We start from the raw sequence: 14,714 nt of genomic DNA, 5'->3' as shown, positions 1-14,714 counted from the left end.
TCAGGATTTTACAGCCTCAACAATAATATATGGAGATAGTTGCTTCGAATTGAAAGGGACTATCTTTGTAAACATCTTTCCAGCTACCCAAACAATTTTTTTAAATAGCCGTAAAGCAGCAGGCTTTTTACTTTCGTCTTCCAGCCAGACGCTGAAATTTCCAAAGTAGGTCGATTGCTTCACCTCAAGACCAGCTTTACGGCAAATATCTGCCAGCAATCCGGGGTCCATGCAATCAATATTATGCTTATCATAATTCTCCCTGTCAAAGTTTTCCTGGAACCAGCCATTAACTGCTTTAAAATTGGGCAACGTGATAAATAACGTGCCCCCGGGCTTAAGGAAAGAGATATGCCTGTTGATGATGTCGGCGGTATCATTAAAATGCTCAATTAGTCCGCAGGAAAGTACCAGGTCGTATTTCTGTTCTGGCTGATAGCTAAAAAGATCAGTTTCTATGATCTTAATATCCTTGCTCTGCAGGCCATTCGTTTGCAGCAATTCATCAGTGATAGGCTGATGCACAAAATAATCAAGTAACGTAACGTCAATTTTCAGATACTTCTTTAAAAACACGGCGTAATATCCAGGAAATCCACCCAATTCTATGGCTGTTTTGACATTTCTGTTTTTTATAATCCGCGAAAGCTGATCATGAAAAAGGTAGTTTGGAGGGATATTGACAGACAAGCCAGTCTTCCGTTCCCAATAATTTACCCAAAATTGCCTGTCCGTTAATAGATTACCCATATTTTTAAAAACACTGTTATTTCAGGGCATTCGCTTAAATTGCATCCTCCTGAGGGAACGAAAATACATAAGAATTTAATAAGGCTAACAATAATCTGTAATTTTGATACATTGAAAGTAGTTCACTTAAATACATATGAAGGTAATGGCGGGGCCGGCAGAGCCTGCCTACGTCTAAACCATGCACTGAATGCTGCCGGCGCAGAATCAAAAGTGATGGTATACTTTCAGTTTTCCGAAAGTACGGCTACGGGTACATTCAGTAAATCACCCTTCCAGAAAGCAAAAGCTGTATTCAATATCATGGCCGAGCGTTATCTGGCAAAAGCGTTTGTTAAAGCTGTAAAAACGCCCTTTTCGTTGCAATGGTTTGGCCAGTCTGTTATCAAACACCCGGCAGTAAAAGAAGCAGACGTCATCCATCTCCATTGGATAAATCACGGATTTCTCAGTCCTAAATTCCTTGCTGAACTTGATGAGCTGGAGAAACCCATTGTTTGGACATTTCATGACAGCAATGCTTTTACCGGCGGCTGCCATGTGCGTTATGCCTGCGAGAATTTTCATAAAGAATGCGGCTTTTGCCCACTGTTAAAAAACAGTTCGAAAGACGACATTTCCCGCAAAACCTGGAAACGCAAAAAAGAAGCATATAACGAACTGAACTGCCATATTGTAGCGCCCAGCAACTGGATGTCAAAATCAGTGAAGTTTAGTAGCCTAATGGGATTCCGTGAGGTAACGGTAATACCAAATACAATCGAAACCAACGTATTCAAGCCGTATGTAAAGTCGGAAGCCAAGAAAATACTTAAGATCGCTCCCGGTCAGTTTGTTTTGATGAGTGGATTTATGCCTTCTAAAAATGACAAACACAAAGGCACGCCATATCTCATCGCAGCACTAAATGACCTGGCAAGTCGCCCGGGTATCGATAAAGATAAAATCGAACTTATCATCTTTGGCAACAAAGACAACGCCGACATGCCTGAGTTTCCTTTCAAAACGACATTTTTGGGAACAATAAGCAATGATGATCATCTCGCAAAGTGTTATTCAGCTGCCGACGTGTTTATAACGCCGTCTCTGGAAGACAATCTGCCCAATACAGTGATGGAGAGCCTCTCTTGCGCAACACCGGTGGTGGCCTTTAAAACCGGCGGAATTCCAGACATGGTGAAACATCTGGAAAACGGTTATCTGGCAGAATATGAAGATGCGGAAGACCTGGCAACAGGCATTGAGTGGTTATACCATGATGAAAATGCACCTGATATTCAAAAAGAAGCCAGAAGAACAATATTAACTCAATTTTCCGAACAGGTAATAGCAGAGCAACACATCAAGTTATATAAGACTTTATTAGATTTACAACCCCGTTAATTAGGATATGTCAGCAAGATTAAGCGTTATCACGATCGTTTACAATAATGTTAAAGACATTGAACGCACCGTATTATCAGTGCTTAATCAAACGTATACGAACGTGGAGTATATCCTGATCGATGGCGGATCATCAGACGGCACGGTCGACCTGTTAAAACGTTATGAAAATCGGTTTAGCGTTTTACTTTCTGAGTCCGACAAAGGAATTTATGATGCCATGAACAAGGGGCTTGCACTGGCAACAGGCGATTACGTATTGTTTATGAACTCCGGGGATGAGATTTACGCAAATGATACTGTGACCAAAGTATTTGCCACAGCCGAAGGTGCTGATATTTATTATGGCGAAACGGAAATGTATTCCGAAGCATGGGTAAGCCTGGGTCAGCGAAGGCATCAGGCCCCGCAAAAATTCAGCTGGAAAAGCTTCCAGTATGGCATGAGCATCAGTCACCAGGCCATTTATATTAAGCGTAGCATTACCAGCCCCTACAACCTTAACTACCGGTATAGTGCAGATATCGACTGGATCATCAACGCAGCAAAAAAAGCAAAACATATCGTGAACACTCATCAATATGTTGCAAAATATTTGGTAGGTGGTGTCTCAAAACAAAAGCACATGGATAGTCTTAAAGAGCGGTTTAAGATATTCAACCACCATTATGGCTTTCTGCCCAACCTGCTCAACCATGCCGTAATTGCACTTAATCTCGCCACCTACTTCATTCGGCACCGACGGACAAACGATTAAGTTTTGCCAAAAAATACTATATCAGCAAGTGCCCCATTTAAAAAATTGACAAACAAAATCTAATGTAAGCTGTACTTATCATACAGTTCTGGAGAACCCAGAAACATTTAATCAATTAATTTTAACAAAATGGGAAGATTAAGCAATAAGAACATAGCCGTTGTGGCAGAAAATGGTTTTGAAGAAACAGAGTTGACAAGTCCTGTGCAAAGGCTAAAAGAAGAAGGTGCAACAGTGCACATCATATCCTCTAAATCAGGGACTATACAAGCGATGAAGGGCGACCATGAATGGACAATAGAGGTTCCTGTTGATAAGCTGATAGATGAAGTCAAGGCTGAAGACTACCATGGATTATTGTTACCCGGTGGTGTGCTCAATCCAGATAAGGTACGACAAAGCGAAAAGGCTATTCAGTTTGTAAAAGACTTTTTTGCAGCTGGTAAACCGGTAGCTGCAATATGTCATGCACCACAGATCCTGATCACTGCAGAAGTAGTAAACGGCCGTAAGCTTACTTCTACCAAGCCAATTAAAATTGATCTGATCAATGCAGGTGCGGAATGGTTTGACGAAGAGGTTGTAGTAGACCAGGGATTGGTAACCAGTCGCAGTCCTGATGATCTGCCTGCGTTCAACGACAAGATTGTTGAAGAGTACGCCGAAGGCATCCACGAAGGCCAGCATGCGTAAAAAATAAGGGCTCAAAATTGAGCCCTTATTTTTTTATGGATTTGTAGACCAAAGGCCTGCTTCTTTCAAAAATACTCTGCGGTTTAACTTCAGCTGTGCGATAATAAGTTCTGCAAGATCCTCAGGTTGCATCACCTTTTCAGGATTCCCGTCCGTCAAGTTCAGCTCTTTAGAAAGATCACTGGCAACCGTACTCGGTGTCAATGTACTCACTCTGATATTATGTTTACGCACCTCCTGCATCAGTGATTCTGAAAGTCCAATCAATGCAAATTTAGATGCGCTGTATGCACTGGTCACCGCAGCACCATTTTTACCTGCAGTTGAAGAGATATTGATGATGTCTCCGGCTTGTTTTTCTATCATCGCTGGCAAAACTGCCCTGGTCGTATAATATGCTCCAAAAACATTTACCCGAACTATTTCTTCCCATCTTGCGGGCTCCAGCTCCATAAACTTCCCAAAAGATGCAATACCGGCATTGTTAATCAGAATATCAATAGGTCCAAGTTCGGCGCTAATAGCTGCGACTGCCGAATTAACTGCTTCCATGTCTGAGATATCAACTACAGCAATCGCGGTTTTGATATGATATTGTTTTACCTCTGCTGCCAATGTCTCGAGGTCCGACTGTGTTCTGGCAATTAAACCGAGGTTCACGCCTTCTTGCGCAAGCGCAATAGCAACTGCTCTTCCTATTCCTTTACCTGCACCCGTAATCAGTGCATTCTTACCCTGTATAGATTCCATAATATACTTGTTAACAGTGCAAAGATAATGAATAAAAAATGTTTGCGCTAAATCGCTCTATACAGGGGCAAAACAGGCAGATAACAGGGGGATAACAGGGACATAGCAGGGATAAACCCCTGTATTCTCCGATTTAATAACCTGTTATTAATCTGTCAGAAAAGGTTATTCATATTCATAATCTGTAACAAAAAAGGGCTGCATCATGAATGACACAGCCCTTAATTTTGAGCTCCGGATAAACCGGTTCTCAGTCAGTTATTTATTACCTATTGGAATTTTTTAGCATTGATTTTACGCTCATTTTCCGTCAGGTAGATTTTACGCAAACGCATGCTTACCGGAGTAATTTCGATATACTCATCAGCCTGGATATATTCCATTGCTTCCTCTAAAGAGAATTTAATGGCAGGTGCAATACGTGTATTATCATCCGTTCCAGAAGCGCGCATGTTGGTTAATGCTTTACCTTTAACGATGTTTACGACTAAGTCGTTATCACGGATATGCTCACCCATAATCTGACCTTCATATACATCAACTCCCGGATCAACGAAGAAACGTCCGCGATCTTGTAGTTTATCGATAGAATAAGCGGTAGTGTTACCTTTTTCCATAGAAACAAGTACACCGTTCAATCTTCCAGGGATAGTACCTTTCCAAGGCTCGTAAGCTTTGAAACGGTGAGCCATAATTGCTTCACCACCTGTAGCAGTAAGCACGTTATTTCTCAGACCAATGATACCACGTGCAGGGATTTCAAACTCTAAATGTTGTAGATCACCTTTTGGCTCCATGATCAGCAATTCACCTTTACGTTGCGTAACAAGCTCAATTACTTTACCAGCAACTTCTCCAGGTACGTCAACGATCAAAGTCTCAACCGGCTCACATTTCTTACCATCAATTTCTTTGATGATAACCTGTGGCTGTCCAACCTGGATCTCATAACCTTCGCGACGCATAGTCTCAATTAATACTGATAAATGGAGAATACCCCTTCCATATACCAGGTAAGAATCAGGAGATTCGGTCTCAACCACTTTAAGGGCAAGATTTTTCTCCATCTCTTTGTATAACCGCTCTTTAATACGTTGTGAGGTAACAAATTTACCTTCTTTACCGAAGAAAGGAGAGTTATTGATGGTGAACAACATGTTCATTGTAGGCTCATCAATTTTGATTACCGGCAATTGTTCCGGTGCATCAAAATCAGCAATGGTATCACCGATATCGAAACCATCGATACCTACAACAGCGCAAATATCACCAGATTTAACTTCAGTAGTACGAATCTTACCTAAACCTTCAAAAGTATATAGTTCTTTTACTCTCGATTTAACCATTTTACCATCACGTTTAATCAACGTAACTGGCTGGTTTTCTTTAATCACACCGCGGTGAACACGTCCAACGGCAATACGACCAACGAAAGAAGAGTAATCAAGAGAAGTAATTTGCATTTGCAAAGTACCTTCCAACATTGGCGGAGCCTGGATGTTATCAATAACAGCATCCAACAATGGGAAGATATCAGTAGTTGGCTTGGTCCAGTCAGTACTCATCCAGCCTTGTTTAGAAGAACCGTAGATTACCGGGAAATCAAGCTGATCTTCTGTTGCCTCTAAGTTGAAGAACAATTCAAAGATTTGCTCATACACTTCTTCCGGGCGACAGTTTTCTTTATCTACCTTGTTTACAACAACGATAGGTTTCAAACCTAAAGCCAAAGCTTTCTGAGTTACGAAACGTGTTTGAGGCATTGCACCTTCAAAAGCATCACATAACAACAAAACACCATCAGCCATTTTCAATACGCGCTCAACCTCACCACCGAAATCGGCGTGACCAGGAGTATCGATGATGTTAATTTTATAATCTTTATACCTAACAGAAACGTTTTTTGAAACGATGGTAATTCCACGCTCACGCTCCAGGTCGTTATTATCAAGTATCAAATCACCTGTCTGCTCGTTGTCACGAAAAATAGAACAAGTGTGTAAAATCTTGTCAACCAATGTAGTTTTACCGTGGTCAACGTGTGCTATAATAGCTATGTTTCTAATTTTTTGCATAAAATGCGCCTGTATTTTGGCGCAAAGATAAGCTTTTAAATCGATATATCAGCCTATTAGTAAGGGATATAATAATTGAAATGCTGTTTAACTGTAAATTTTTCTGGCGAATGCCCAGCACAGGAATGCAGGGAATGCCTTTGCCCAAGTGCTGATGTGGTGTGTTCCACCTACCATTTCATAGTATCCAATGTCTTCAGGGCGTTGGTAACCCTTTGCCATAAGTTCTTTAATGATATCCACAGTATCATCAATAGAGTCAATGATAAAGTTGCGGTTCCGGTCGGCCTGCTCATCATCCGTACCTGTCATCAGCCAAAATCTGACAGCTGGTTTTATAACACTATCACGGATAACCTGATGCATAATGCGGTCATGATCACTATAACCATCCTTAAGGTCTTTTTTACGCCACCAGAAAGAGCCGGAAAACACGCCTGTAACATCAAACTGATCTCCGTTATTCCAGGCGATATCAAATGCACTTAATCCCCCAAGCGAAAAACCTGCTATGCCCCGCTTGCCCGTAATCGGGTAACCAATTGTACTTTTCAGAAAAGGCAGCAGTTCCTGCGTGATAAATGAGCTATAGGCAGACGCTTTGGACCCACGGTTTAGAAAATCAGGATTGCCGGCAACACCGTACTCCTGAATCCGATCGATACCCGCAGTAATTGCCACGGCAACAACCGGATCAATTTTTCCCTGGGCGTACATATCCTGCAAGGTATCCTTAAGTCCGAGGTTATCGGATTCTTGCCCGTCATTCAGTAATAAGAGGTTCAGAATCTCATTGCCCAGCAGCTGCTCGGGCATGTAAACCTTAAATTCCACATCACGCTTTAAAAAGCTTGATGTCAGAACATGGGTCTGAACAATGACTTCAGGGAATGGCATAAGGGTGTACATAAGCTACAATATCTTTCTCACAAATCGAGCTGCAAAGTTAGTAATCTCTGTAAAACTGCCAGCCATCAGATCGATTTTTTACTTTATCATCAGAATTCGTTAACAATCAATGCATTTTTTTGTTAATCAACCGGTTCTTTCCTAACTTATAAACCAAAACTAACGCCCATGCAGGAAGAATATATTAAGTGGTATAGTCCCAACCTTAATCAGGATATCGATATGTTGACTTTTGGGCATAGCGGATATCCGATTTTGCTCTTTCCAACGAGTAAAGGTAAATACTACGAAAACAAAGATTTTAAGCTTATTGACGCTGTGCAGCATTTCATTGATAGTGGTAAGGTGAAAATCTACTGCCCCGATGGTATAGATGCGCAAAGCTGGTACAATAAAGATATCCACCCTGCAGACCGGGTAAAAAACCACATGTGGTACGACAAGATGATACTTGAAGAAGTGGTATCAAGGGCTAGAAATGAAACCGGCTTTAGTAAAGTGATTACCGCGGGCTGCAGTTTTGGAGGATATCATGCCGCAAATTTCGCCTTCCGCTACCCATGGTTGGTAAGCCACATGTTCAGTATGAGTGGCGCGTTTGACATCAAAGGTCAGCTGGATGGATTTTATAATGACGATGTATATTATAACAATCCTGTAGACTACCTGCCCTCGGCAACAAATGGAGATCTTTGGAATATGCGTATTGTTCTGGGAACAGCGGAAAGAGATATCTGCAAACCTTATAACGAACAGCTCTCTGCAATCCTGAACAACAAGGGAATCAACCATTGGCTGGATATCAGACCCAATGCAGAACATGACTGGCCGATCTGGCGGCAAATGTTTCCAGACTATTTAGGACAACTTTAAAAAAGAAACAATTATATCGAACAGTATGAAGAAGATAGGTATTTTATTTGGGAAAGAAAGATCATTTCCTGAGGCTTTCGTAAAACGGGTAAATGAGCTTGCCGGCGATGAATTCCAGGCAGAATATGTTTCCATCGACAAAATTTTTCAGGCCGAACCCCTGGGGTATGCAGTGATCGTTGACAGGATATCTCAGGATGTTCCTTTTTACCGTGCGGCATTAAAAAATGCAGCGATTACCGGCACTGCTGTGATTAACAACCCTTTCTGGTGGAGTGCGGATGAAAAGTTCTTCAATAACGCGCTGGCTGTAAAGTTGGGTATTCCTGTTCCTAAAACAGCGCTGATCCCATCCAGAGAGCACCCCGACGATACTTCAGATGCCTCATTCAGCAACCTGGCCTATCCAATGGATTGGGAAGCGATATTTGAATACACTGGATTTCCTGCCTACATGAAACCGTTTGACGGCGGTGGCTGGAAAGAGGTCTACAAATTGCATGATCGGGAGGATTTCTTCGACAAACATAGTCAGACTAAGCAGACTGTGATGATGCTACAGGAGGAGATCGAATTTGATGAATACTTCAGGTGTTATTGCATCGGCGGGAAATATGTACGTATTATGCAGTATGAACCAAGGAACCCTTTTCATCTGCGTTACGTGGTAGAAAATGGCCCGTCTAGTGATGAACTACTCAGCACAATCCATGATTACGTAATTACACTTAATCAATACCTGGGATACGATTTTAATACCGTAGAATTTGCGGTGCGAGATGGCATTCCGTATGCGATTGACTTCTGCAATCCGGCTCCTGATGCTGAAGTAACCAGCGTTGGTCAGGATAATTTTGATTGGGTGGTAGATACATCTGCACGTTATGCTATTGAGCGTGCACGTGAGCAGGTAGATGGCCTGGATAACCTTACCTGGGGAACGTATCTGAAAAGTGCGGCTTCGGGAGCTCCGCTAGTGGACAATGCATTAATCACCATCCAACCCACACCAGACGAGAAACCAGCAACGGCTGTTAAGAAAGCAGCCGCTAATAAGACACCCGTAGCAAAAAAACCGGCAGCGGCGGCTCCGAAGGCTAAAAAGGCCAGCCCGGCAAAAAAGAAATAATAGATTAGGGGGGATAGTATGAAAAACGAATTCACACTCGGTATCGAGGAAGAATACATGGTGGTGGATCCCATCACAAGGGAGCTTACTTCCCACGATCAGAAGATCGTGGAGGCTGCGCAAAAGATCCATAAAGATCAGGTCAAAGCCGAGATGCATCAAGCAGTAGTTGAGGTGGGCACAGGTATTTGCAGAAACACCGAGCAGGCACGTGCAGAGATCTCACAGCTGAGGTATACGGTATCACAGCTTGCCGGCGAACAGGGTTTACGCATCGGTGCTGCCGGAACCCATCCGTTCTCACATTGGGAAAAGCAACTGATTACGGAACACCCACGCTATAGCGAAATTGTCAATGAGCTTCAGGAAGCAGCGAGATCAAACCTCATCTTTGGCCTGCATGTTCATGTTGGCTTTCAGTCCCGCGAGCTGGCAATTCATATCGCCAATCAGGTACGCTACTTTTTACCCCATGTATTTGCGCTATCTACCAATTCCCCCTTCTGGGAATCGAGGAACACAGGCTATAAATCTTTCCGCACAAAGGTGTTTGATAAATTCCCGAGAACGGGGATTCCCGATATTTTCAACAGTATTGAAGACTACGACAATTATGTTAAGCTGCTGATTAAAACGAATTGTATTGACAATGCAAAGAAGATCTGGTGGGACATCAGGGTACATCCCTTCTTCCAAACTATAGAATTCAGGATCTGTGATTGTCCGATGCTCATTGATGAAACAATGGCCTTTACAGCACTTTTTCAGGCCCTGTGTGCGAAGCTGTATAAGCTCCGTTTGAAAAACATGAAGTTTATCAGCTACTCCCGTGCATTGATCAATGAAAACAAATGGCGCGCAGCGCGTTATGGTATAGACGGCAACCTGATTGATTTTGGTAAGGAAATGGAAGTAAACTGCCGCAATCTTGTACTTGAATTACTTGATTTTGTAGACGATGTGGTAGATGAACTGGGCTGCAGGAAGGATATCGAATATGTACACAAGATCCTCGAACAGGGTACCGGTGCCGACAGGCAGTTGGCGGTTTATGGACAAACAGGTAACTTTGAATCCGTTGTAGACTACATTACATCGCAAACATTAATCGGAGCTAAATAAAATCGGATGGGTTCAAATCAGGTGAAGGTGGCCGTCATTGACATGAACAATGGTGCGCCCAATCAGGGGATGCGCGGCATACAGGAGATCTTAAAAAAGTATCGTGACGAACAGGATATTGACCTGCAGTTCGACATATTTGATTTGAGACAACATGGAGCTTTACCTGATTTGAATTACCATATCTATATTTCATCAGGAGGGCCTGGCAGCCCATACGACGGCAATGGAAGCGTCTGGGAGCATGATTTTTTCACGTTACTGGACCAAATACAGTCATTTAATGATACGCACGAAACGGAGAAGAAATTCGCTTTTCTGATCTGTCATTCGTTCCAGCTCGCCTGCCTAAAATATGGATTAGGAAAGGTAACCAATAGAAAATCTAACGCCTTTGGAATTTTTCCGATCACGCTGACAGAAGCTGGCGCAGAGGAATCAGTTTTTTACGGTTTAACAAACCCTTTTTATTCTGTAGATAGCAGAGATTGGCAGGTTATAGAACCTGATGAAGACGTTTTTAAGGCCAGGGGAGCGGCGATCCTCGCACTGGAAAAAGAACGTCCACATGTAGACCTTGAGCGTTGTATGATGGCGATCCGTTTCTCTAAAGAAATCATCGGCACGCAGTTTCATCCCGAGGCAGATCCTGTGGGCATGAAGATGTACCTACTCCAGGAGGAGAAAAAAACAGCCATTATTGATAACCATGGGATAGAAAAGTACGAAGATATGCTGCACAGTCTGGATGATCCTGCCAGGATTACGCTAACACAAAGTATCATCTTGCCAAACTTTTTAAACGAAGCCATTCAGACCATCAGAAATCATGATCAAAAAATACAGGGAGCAGTTTAACAAAGATTTTTCTGAAGAAAAATATCAGCAATTTTTATCGGGATTAGGTCAGGGGTACCCAGATCTTGCCTTCCGCGTAGCGGAAACGCCAATTTTTATTCCTGCGGACTTAAAGGAAATGCTGGTTACAGCCGGCAACGAGATTATTGAATTTATTAAAGATTCTGCTTTTAAAGCCTTAACGCGTGATGCGATACCTCTTGTCTGGGAAGTGCCCAACGAAAATGACCACCCCCACTTCCTGGCCTTTGATTTTGGGATCTGTAAAGACGATGCAGGCCAGCTTGTACCAATGCTGATAGAGCTGCAGGGATTCCCTTCGTTATATGGTTTTCAATTACACCTGGCCGAACAATACATCAAAGGTTTTGAGCTTGATCAAACACTTACGCCACTATTTAATGGCCTCGATCGCGATACGTATATCGAGTTACTCAGGGAGGTCATTGTTGGCAAACACCAGCCACATGAAGTGGCATTAATGGACCTAGACGCTATTCATCAGAAAACAGCGATCGACTTTTTCATTACTGCAGACCTGCTAGGGATCAAAATATTAAGCCTGACAGATATTTTCAAGGAAGGTGATCAACTTTTTTACAGGGAGAATGGTGTCAATGTTCGCCTTAAAAGGATTTACAACCGGCTTATTTTTGACGAAGTAGCCGAAGAACCAGAAATTTTTATGGATTGTTTTGACCCCCGGGCTGAACTAGATGTGGAATGGGTAACACATCCCAATTGGTTTTACCGAATCAGCAAGTATACTATGCCGTTTCTGAAAAGTAAATTTGTTCCTGAAACCTGGTTCTTGAATACGCTCGACACCTTACCGGAGAACCTGCATGACTATGTATTGAAACCGTTGTTTTCTTTCGCAGGAATGGGTGTGATCATCGATGTGAGCCGGGCAGATATTGATAAAATTGAAGACCCGGAAAATTGGATCCTCCAAAAAAAGGTGCAGTATGAACCTGCTGTAATTTCGCCAAGCGGCGGTGTTAAAGCCGAAATCCGGTTGTTGTACCTTTGGCCAGACGGACAGGAGCCCAGGTTGTGCATCAACTTGGCAAGACTTAGTCGCGGGAAAATGATTGGCGTACGCTATAACAAAGACTTTGACTGGGTAGGTGGGACGGTAGGTTTAATGGAACCCTAAATTGACAATTTGTAGACCCTGATCTGCATAAGAATAATTAGCTTTGTATATGGATATTCAAACGATCATCTTGTTTGCACTTTTTGTAGCCGCCTTATGGTACGTTGGCCGCATGATCTATCGCTCTATCTCACCAAAACAAGGAGGATGTGGGTCGAACTGCAAATGTGGCGTTGATTTCTCGGCTATAGAGCCCAAACAAAAATAGCTTTCTGACTCCCATATGCCTGAACAGTTTACCAATTACCTGAAAACTAAAATAGCCCTTACTGACGAACAGGTTGAATTGATATCAAAAGACCTTAAGGTAAAAACGTTTGAGAAAAATGAATTGGTATTATCTGCAGGCGACACATCATCAAAAACTTATTTTGTTTTGGATGGATTGATGCGGAGTTACTCTATTGACAGTAAAGGCAAAGCTCATGTGATTCAATTTGCTCCTGAAGGCTGGTGGCTTTCCGAACGGAACAGCATGTTTAATCAGGCATCAGACTTCTATGTGGACGCCATTGAACCCACTAAAGCTGTTATCATTCCAAAAGACTATTTCACTGTGGGCGCTACACATGTAGCGGGCTTCAACGAACTTAATAATACCATGCTGAATAATGCGATTCGCTTTATGCAGAAACGGATTAACATGCTGCTCAGCGCAACCGCTGAAGAGCGCTATCTCGATTTTATACGCCTATATCCAAACCTCACCCTGCGCGTCCCGCAATGGATGATTGCTTCTTATCTTGGCATCACGCCGGAATCTCTAAGTCGCGTACGTAAAGATCTTGCCAACAAGCATTTCCGCTAGAAATTTTTCTTATCATACATCAATGTGTGACCAACTATCCCGCCGTAAATTTGTTGTATTCAAACGAATCTAAAAAAATAAAAGATATGGCAACTACTAAATGGGTATTAGATCCAACACACAGCGAACTACAATTCAAAGTAAAACACTTAATGATCACTACAGTAACAGGAAGCTTCAAAAGCTTTACTGCTGAACTGGAAACTGAAACAGAAGATTTCTCTGACGCCAAAGCATCATTCAAGGCTGAGGTAGCATCTATCGATACATCAAATGCTGATAGAGATGGACACCTTAAAACAGGTGACTTTTTCGATGCTGAAAAATTCCCGGCTATCACCTTCGAATCTACATCATTGATAAAAGACGGTGATGATTATAAACTAACCGGAAACCTGACCATCAAAGACGTTACTAAACCGGTAACGATGGATGTTGAGTTTGGTGGAACAGCTGTAGATCCATGGGGAAACACAAAAGCAGGTTTTACGATGAGCGGCAAATTTAAAAGAGGCGACTTCGGATTGACTTACAATGCAGCGCTTGAAACAGGCGGTGTGATGTTAAGCGATGAAGTACGTGTTGCTGGCGAGTTACAGTTTGTGAAACAAGCTTAATATAAACCGAACCCTCGGGTTTCGAGATTATTTAAATAGTCGTTTAACTCCCAGGCTTGTTTAGGCAACCTGGGAGTTAAATGACTATTTTTTTTGCATTGTTGTAGAATCTTTAGTGGTACTGTCTGCACCCGCAGAATCCATCCCTGTCGTTGTCGTTCCAGAGGACATTGACGATTGCTGGGTGGTATCAATGCTTAATGAATCGGGAACCTTTTCACTTCCCTTATCGCCCATGGTACAGGCACTAAATAAGAGGGCTGCAAAAGAAAATGCACAACCCATTTTGATTACGTGTTTCATAATTTCTTTTTCTTTTACTAACCAGTAATAGAAGGAATTGTTTTATCTGGGGCGTTCGATCAGGCATACTGCGTAGGCTACCACGCCTTCTTCCCTGCCAATAAAACCCATTGTTTCGTTGGTAGTTGCCTTGATACTGATGTCTTCAATATCCATACCAATGGCGGCTGCAATATTCTGCTGCATGGCAGGAATATGAGGGTTAATCTTTGGCGCTTCCAGGCAGAGCATGGCGTCAATATTCCCAATAGACCAGCCTTTTTCGGCGATCAGTTTTACCGTTTCCTTAAGGATAACAATGCTGCTAATACCCTTCCAGCGCGGGTCGGTATTCTTGAAGTGGAAACCGATATCCCTGAGATTTGCTGCACCTAACAGCGCGTCGCAAATGGCATGCAGGAGCACATCAGCATCCGAATGCCCAAAGGCTCCTTTGTGATGCTGGAGGTCTACGCCGCCAACTATAAATGGATGGTTATCTTTGAGTTGATGTACATCAAACCCGAAACCTACTTTGATTTTCATGCG

The 14,714-nt window shown here is 42.6% G+C and carries 17 protein-coding genes; 11 read left to right on the top strand and 6 right to left on the bottom strand.

All coding sequences use genetic code 11. From position 1 onward, the window contains the following. The gene (locus CLV32_RS18810) at positions 1-750 is read right to left on the bottom strand and encodes a class I SAM-dependent methyltransferase (protein WP_133558439.1); all 750 of its coding nucleotides are present in this window, start codon (positions 748-750) and stop codon (positions 1-3) included. A 111-nt stretch (positions 751-861) separates the two neighbouring features. On the opposite strand from CLV32_RS18810, the gene CLV32_RS18805 reads away from it, so the two are divergent. The 3 genes from CLV32_RS18805 to CLV32_RS18795 all read left to right on the top strand — a co-directional run bounded on the left by CLV32_RS18805 (position 862) and on the right by CLV32_RS18795 (position 3,583). Next, positions 862-2,133: a glycosyltransferase gene (locus CLV32_RS18805; protein ID WP_133558437.1), complete on the top strand. Its 1,272-nt coding sequence runs from the start codon at positions 862-864 to the stop codon at positions 2,131-2,133. A gap of 7 nt (positions 2,134-2,140) precedes the next feature. Continuing rightward, entirely contained in the window at positions 2,141-2,890 is a 750-nt protein-coding gene (locus CLV32_RS18800; RefSeq protein ID WP_133558435.1) for a glycosyltransferase family 2 protein, read from the top strand. A gap of 129 nt (positions 2,891-3,019) precedes the next feature. After that, positions 3,020-3,583 (top strand): type 1 glutamine amidotransferase domain-containing protein, encoded by a 564-nt coding sequence (locus CLV32_RS18795; RefSeq protein ID WP_133558433.1) that lies wholly within the window; start codon positions 3,020-3,022, stop codon positions 3,581-3,583. 33 nt (positions 3,584-3,616) lie between these two features. On the opposite strand, the gene CLV32_RS18790 is transcribed toward CLV32_RS18795, so the two are convergent. From CLV32_RS18790 to CLV32_RS18780, 3 genes are all read right to left on the bottom strand, one after another. Continuing rightward, positions 3,617-4,333 (bottom strand): 3-ketoacyl-ACP reductase, encoded by a 717-nt coding sequence (locus tag CLV32_RS18790; RefSeq protein WP_133558431.1) that lies wholly within the window; start codon positions 4,331-4,333, stop codon positions 3,617-3,619. A gap of 269 nt (positions 4,334-4,602) precedes the next feature. Next, positions 4,603-6,408, bottom strand: a complete 1,806-nt coding sequence (gene typA / locus CLV32_RS18785) for a translational GTPase TypA (RefSeq protein ID WP_133558429.1) — start codon at positions 6,406-6,408, stop codon at positions 4,603-4,605. Positions 6,409-6,495: 87 nt separating this feature from the next. After that, positions 6,496-7,317: an alpha/beta hydrolase gene (locus CLV32_RS18780; protein WP_133558427.1), complete on the bottom strand. Its 822-nt coding sequence runs from the start codon at positions 7,315-7,317 to the stop codon at positions 6,496-6,498. Positions 7,318-7,485: 168 nt separating this feature from the next. Between CLV32_RS18780 and CLV32_RS18775 the strand changes: the two genes are divergently transcribed. The 8 genes from CLV32_RS18775 (at position 7,486) to CLV32_RS18740 (ending at position 13,883) form a co-directional block, all read left to right on the top strand. Then, positions 7,486-8,190 (top strand): esterase family protein, encoded by a 705-nt coding sequence (locus CLV32_RS18775; RefSeq protein ID WP_133558425.1) that lies wholly within the window; start codon positions 7,486-7,488, stop codon positions 8,188-8,190. 25 nt (positions 8,191-8,215) lie between these two features. Then, on the top strand, positions 8,216-9,319 hold the full coding sequence (locus CLV32_RS18770; protein WP_133558423.1) for an ATP-grasp domain-containing protein: 1,104 nt from the start codon (positions 8,216-8,218) through the stop codon (positions 9,317-9,319). A gap of 18 nt (positions 9,320-9,337) precedes the next feature. Continuing rightward, on the top strand, positions 9,338-10,441 hold the full coding sequence (locus CLV32_RS18765) for a carboxylate-amine ligase (protein WP_133558422.1): 1,104 nt from the start codon (positions 9,338-9,340) through the stop codon (positions 10,439-10,441). Positions 10,442-10,447: 6 nt separating this feature from the next. Beyond that, on the top strand, positions 10,448-11,299 hold the full coding sequence (locus CLV32_RS18760) for a type 1 glutamine amidotransferase (RefSeq protein ID WP_133558419.1): 852 nt from the start codon (positions 10,448-10,450) through the stop codon (positions 11,297-11,299). Then, positions 11,271-12,458, top strand: a complete 1,188-nt coding sequence (locus CLV32_RS18755) for a hypothetical protein (protein WP_133558418.1) — start codon at positions 11,271-11,273, stop codon at positions 12,456-12,458. Before CLV32_RS18760 ends, CLV32_RS18755 begins: the two co-directional genes overlap by 29 nt. A 49-nt stretch (positions 12,459-12,507) precedes the next feature. Further along, positions 12,508-12,666, top strand: a complete 159-nt coding sequence (locus tag CLV32_RS18750) for a FeoB-associated Cys-rich membrane protein (protein ID WP_133558416.1) — start codon at positions 12,508-12,510, stop codon at positions 12,664-12,666. A gap of 15 nt (positions 12,667-12,681) precedes the next feature. Next, positions 12,682-13,266 (top strand): Crp/Fnr family transcriptional regulator, encoded by a 585-nt coding sequence (locus CLV32_RS18745; protein ID WP_133558414.1) that lies wholly within the window; start codon positions 12,682-12,684, stop codon positions 13,264-13,266. 86 nt (positions 13,267-13,352) lie between these two features. Beyond that, entirely contained in the window at positions 13,353-13,883 is a 531-nt protein-coding gene (locus CLV32_RS18740) for a YceI family protein (RefSeq protein ID WP_133558412.1), read from the top strand. Positions 13,884-13,967: 84 nt separating this feature from the next. Here CLV32_RS18740 and CLV32_RS18735 read toward each other — a convergent pair whose 3' ends face one another. Both CLV32_RS18735 and ispF read right to left on the bottom strand, forming a co-directional pair. Then, positions 13,968-14,186: a hypothetical protein gene (locus CLV32_RS18735; protein WP_133558410.1), complete on the bottom strand. Its 219-nt coding sequence runs from the start codon at positions 14,184-14,186 to the stop codon at positions 13,968-13,970. 42 nt (positions 14,187-14,228) lie between these two features. Further along, positions 14,229-14,711 (bottom strand): 2-C-methyl-D-erythritol 2,4-cyclodiphosphate synthase, encoded by a 483-nt coding sequence (ispF, locus tag CLV32_RS18730; RefSeq protein ID WP_133558408.1) that lies wholly within the window; start codon positions 14,709-14,711, stop codon positions 14,229-14,231. Positions 14,712-14,714: the final 3 nt, after the last annotated feature.

Origin of the sequence: Pedobacter duraquae (assembly GCF_004362245.1) — a bacterium.
Taxonomy (GTDB): domain Bacteria; phylum Bacteroidota; class Bacteroidia; order Sphingobacteriales; family Sphingobacteriaceae; genus Pedobacter; species Pedobacter duraquae.
This window is presented reverse-complemented; position numbering and strand designations above follow the sequence as displayed.

Excerpts from the sequence above, each read along its gene's own strand:
- ispF (WP_133558408.1), bottom strand. The coding sequence starts at position 14,711 with ATGAAAATCAAAGTAGGTTTCGGGTTTGATGTACATCAACTCAAAGAT.
- CLV32_RS18795 (WP_133558433.1), top strand. The coding sequence starts at position 3,020 with ATGGGAAGATTAAGCAATAAGAACATAGCCGTTGTGGCAGAAAATGGT.
- CLV32_RS18775 (WP_133558425.1), top strand. The coding sequence starts at position 7,486 with ATGCAGGAAGAATATATTAAGTGGTATAGTCCCAACCTTAATCAGGAT.
- CLV32_RS18810 (WP_133558439.1), bottom strand. The coding sequence starts at position 750 with ATGGGTAATCTATTAACGGACAGGCAATTTTGGGTAAATTATTGGGAA.
- typA (WP_133558429.1), bottom strand. The coding sequence starts at position 6,408 with ATGCAAAAAATTAGAAACATAGCTATTATAGCACACGTTGACCACGGT.
- CLV32_RS18770 (WP_133558423.1), top strand. The coding sequence starts at position 8,216 with ATGAAGAAGATAGGTATTTTATTTGGGAAAGAAAGATCATTTCCTGAG.
- CLV32_RS18740 (WP_133558412.1), top strand. The coding sequence starts at position 13,353 with ATGGCAACTACTAAATGGGTATTAGATCCAACACACAGCGAACTACAA.
- CLV32_RS18790 (WP_133558431.1), bottom strand. The coding sequence starts at position 4,333 with ATGGAATCTATACAGGGTAAGAATGCACTGATTACGGGTGCAGGTAAA.
- CLV32_RS18780 (WP_133558427.1), bottom strand. The coding sequence starts at position 7,317 with ATGTACACCCTTATGCCATTCCCTGAAGTCATTGTTCAGACCCATGTT.
- CLV32_RS18750 (WP_133558416.1), top strand. The coding sequence starts at position 12,508 with ATGGATATTCAAACGATCATCTTGTTTGCACTTTTTGTAGCCGCCTTA.
- CLV32_RS18800 (WP_133558435.1), top strand. The coding sequence starts at position 2,141 with ATGTCAGCAAGATTAAGCGTTATCACGATCGTTTACAATAATGTTAAA.
- CLV32_RS18760 (WP_133558419.1), top strand. The coding sequence starts at position 10,448 with ATGGGTTCAAATCAGGTGAAGGTGGCCGTCATTGACATGAACAATGGT.
- CLV32_RS18765 (WP_133558422.1), top strand. The coding sequence starts at position 9,338 with ATGAAAAACGAATTCACACTCGGTATCGAGGAAGAATACATGGTGGTG.
- CLV32_RS18745 (WP_133558414.1), top strand. The coding sequence starts at position 12,682 with ATGCCTGAACAGTTTACCAATTACCTGAAAACTAAAATAGCCCTTACT.
- CLV32_RS18755 (WP_133558418.1), top strand. The coding sequence starts at position 11,271 with ATGATCAAAAAATACAGGGAGCAGTTTAACAAAGATTTTTCTGAAGAA.
- CLV32_RS18735 (WP_133558410.1), bottom strand. The coding sequence starts at position 14,186 with ATGAAACACGTAATCAAAATGGGTTGTGCATTTTCTTTTGCAGCCCTC.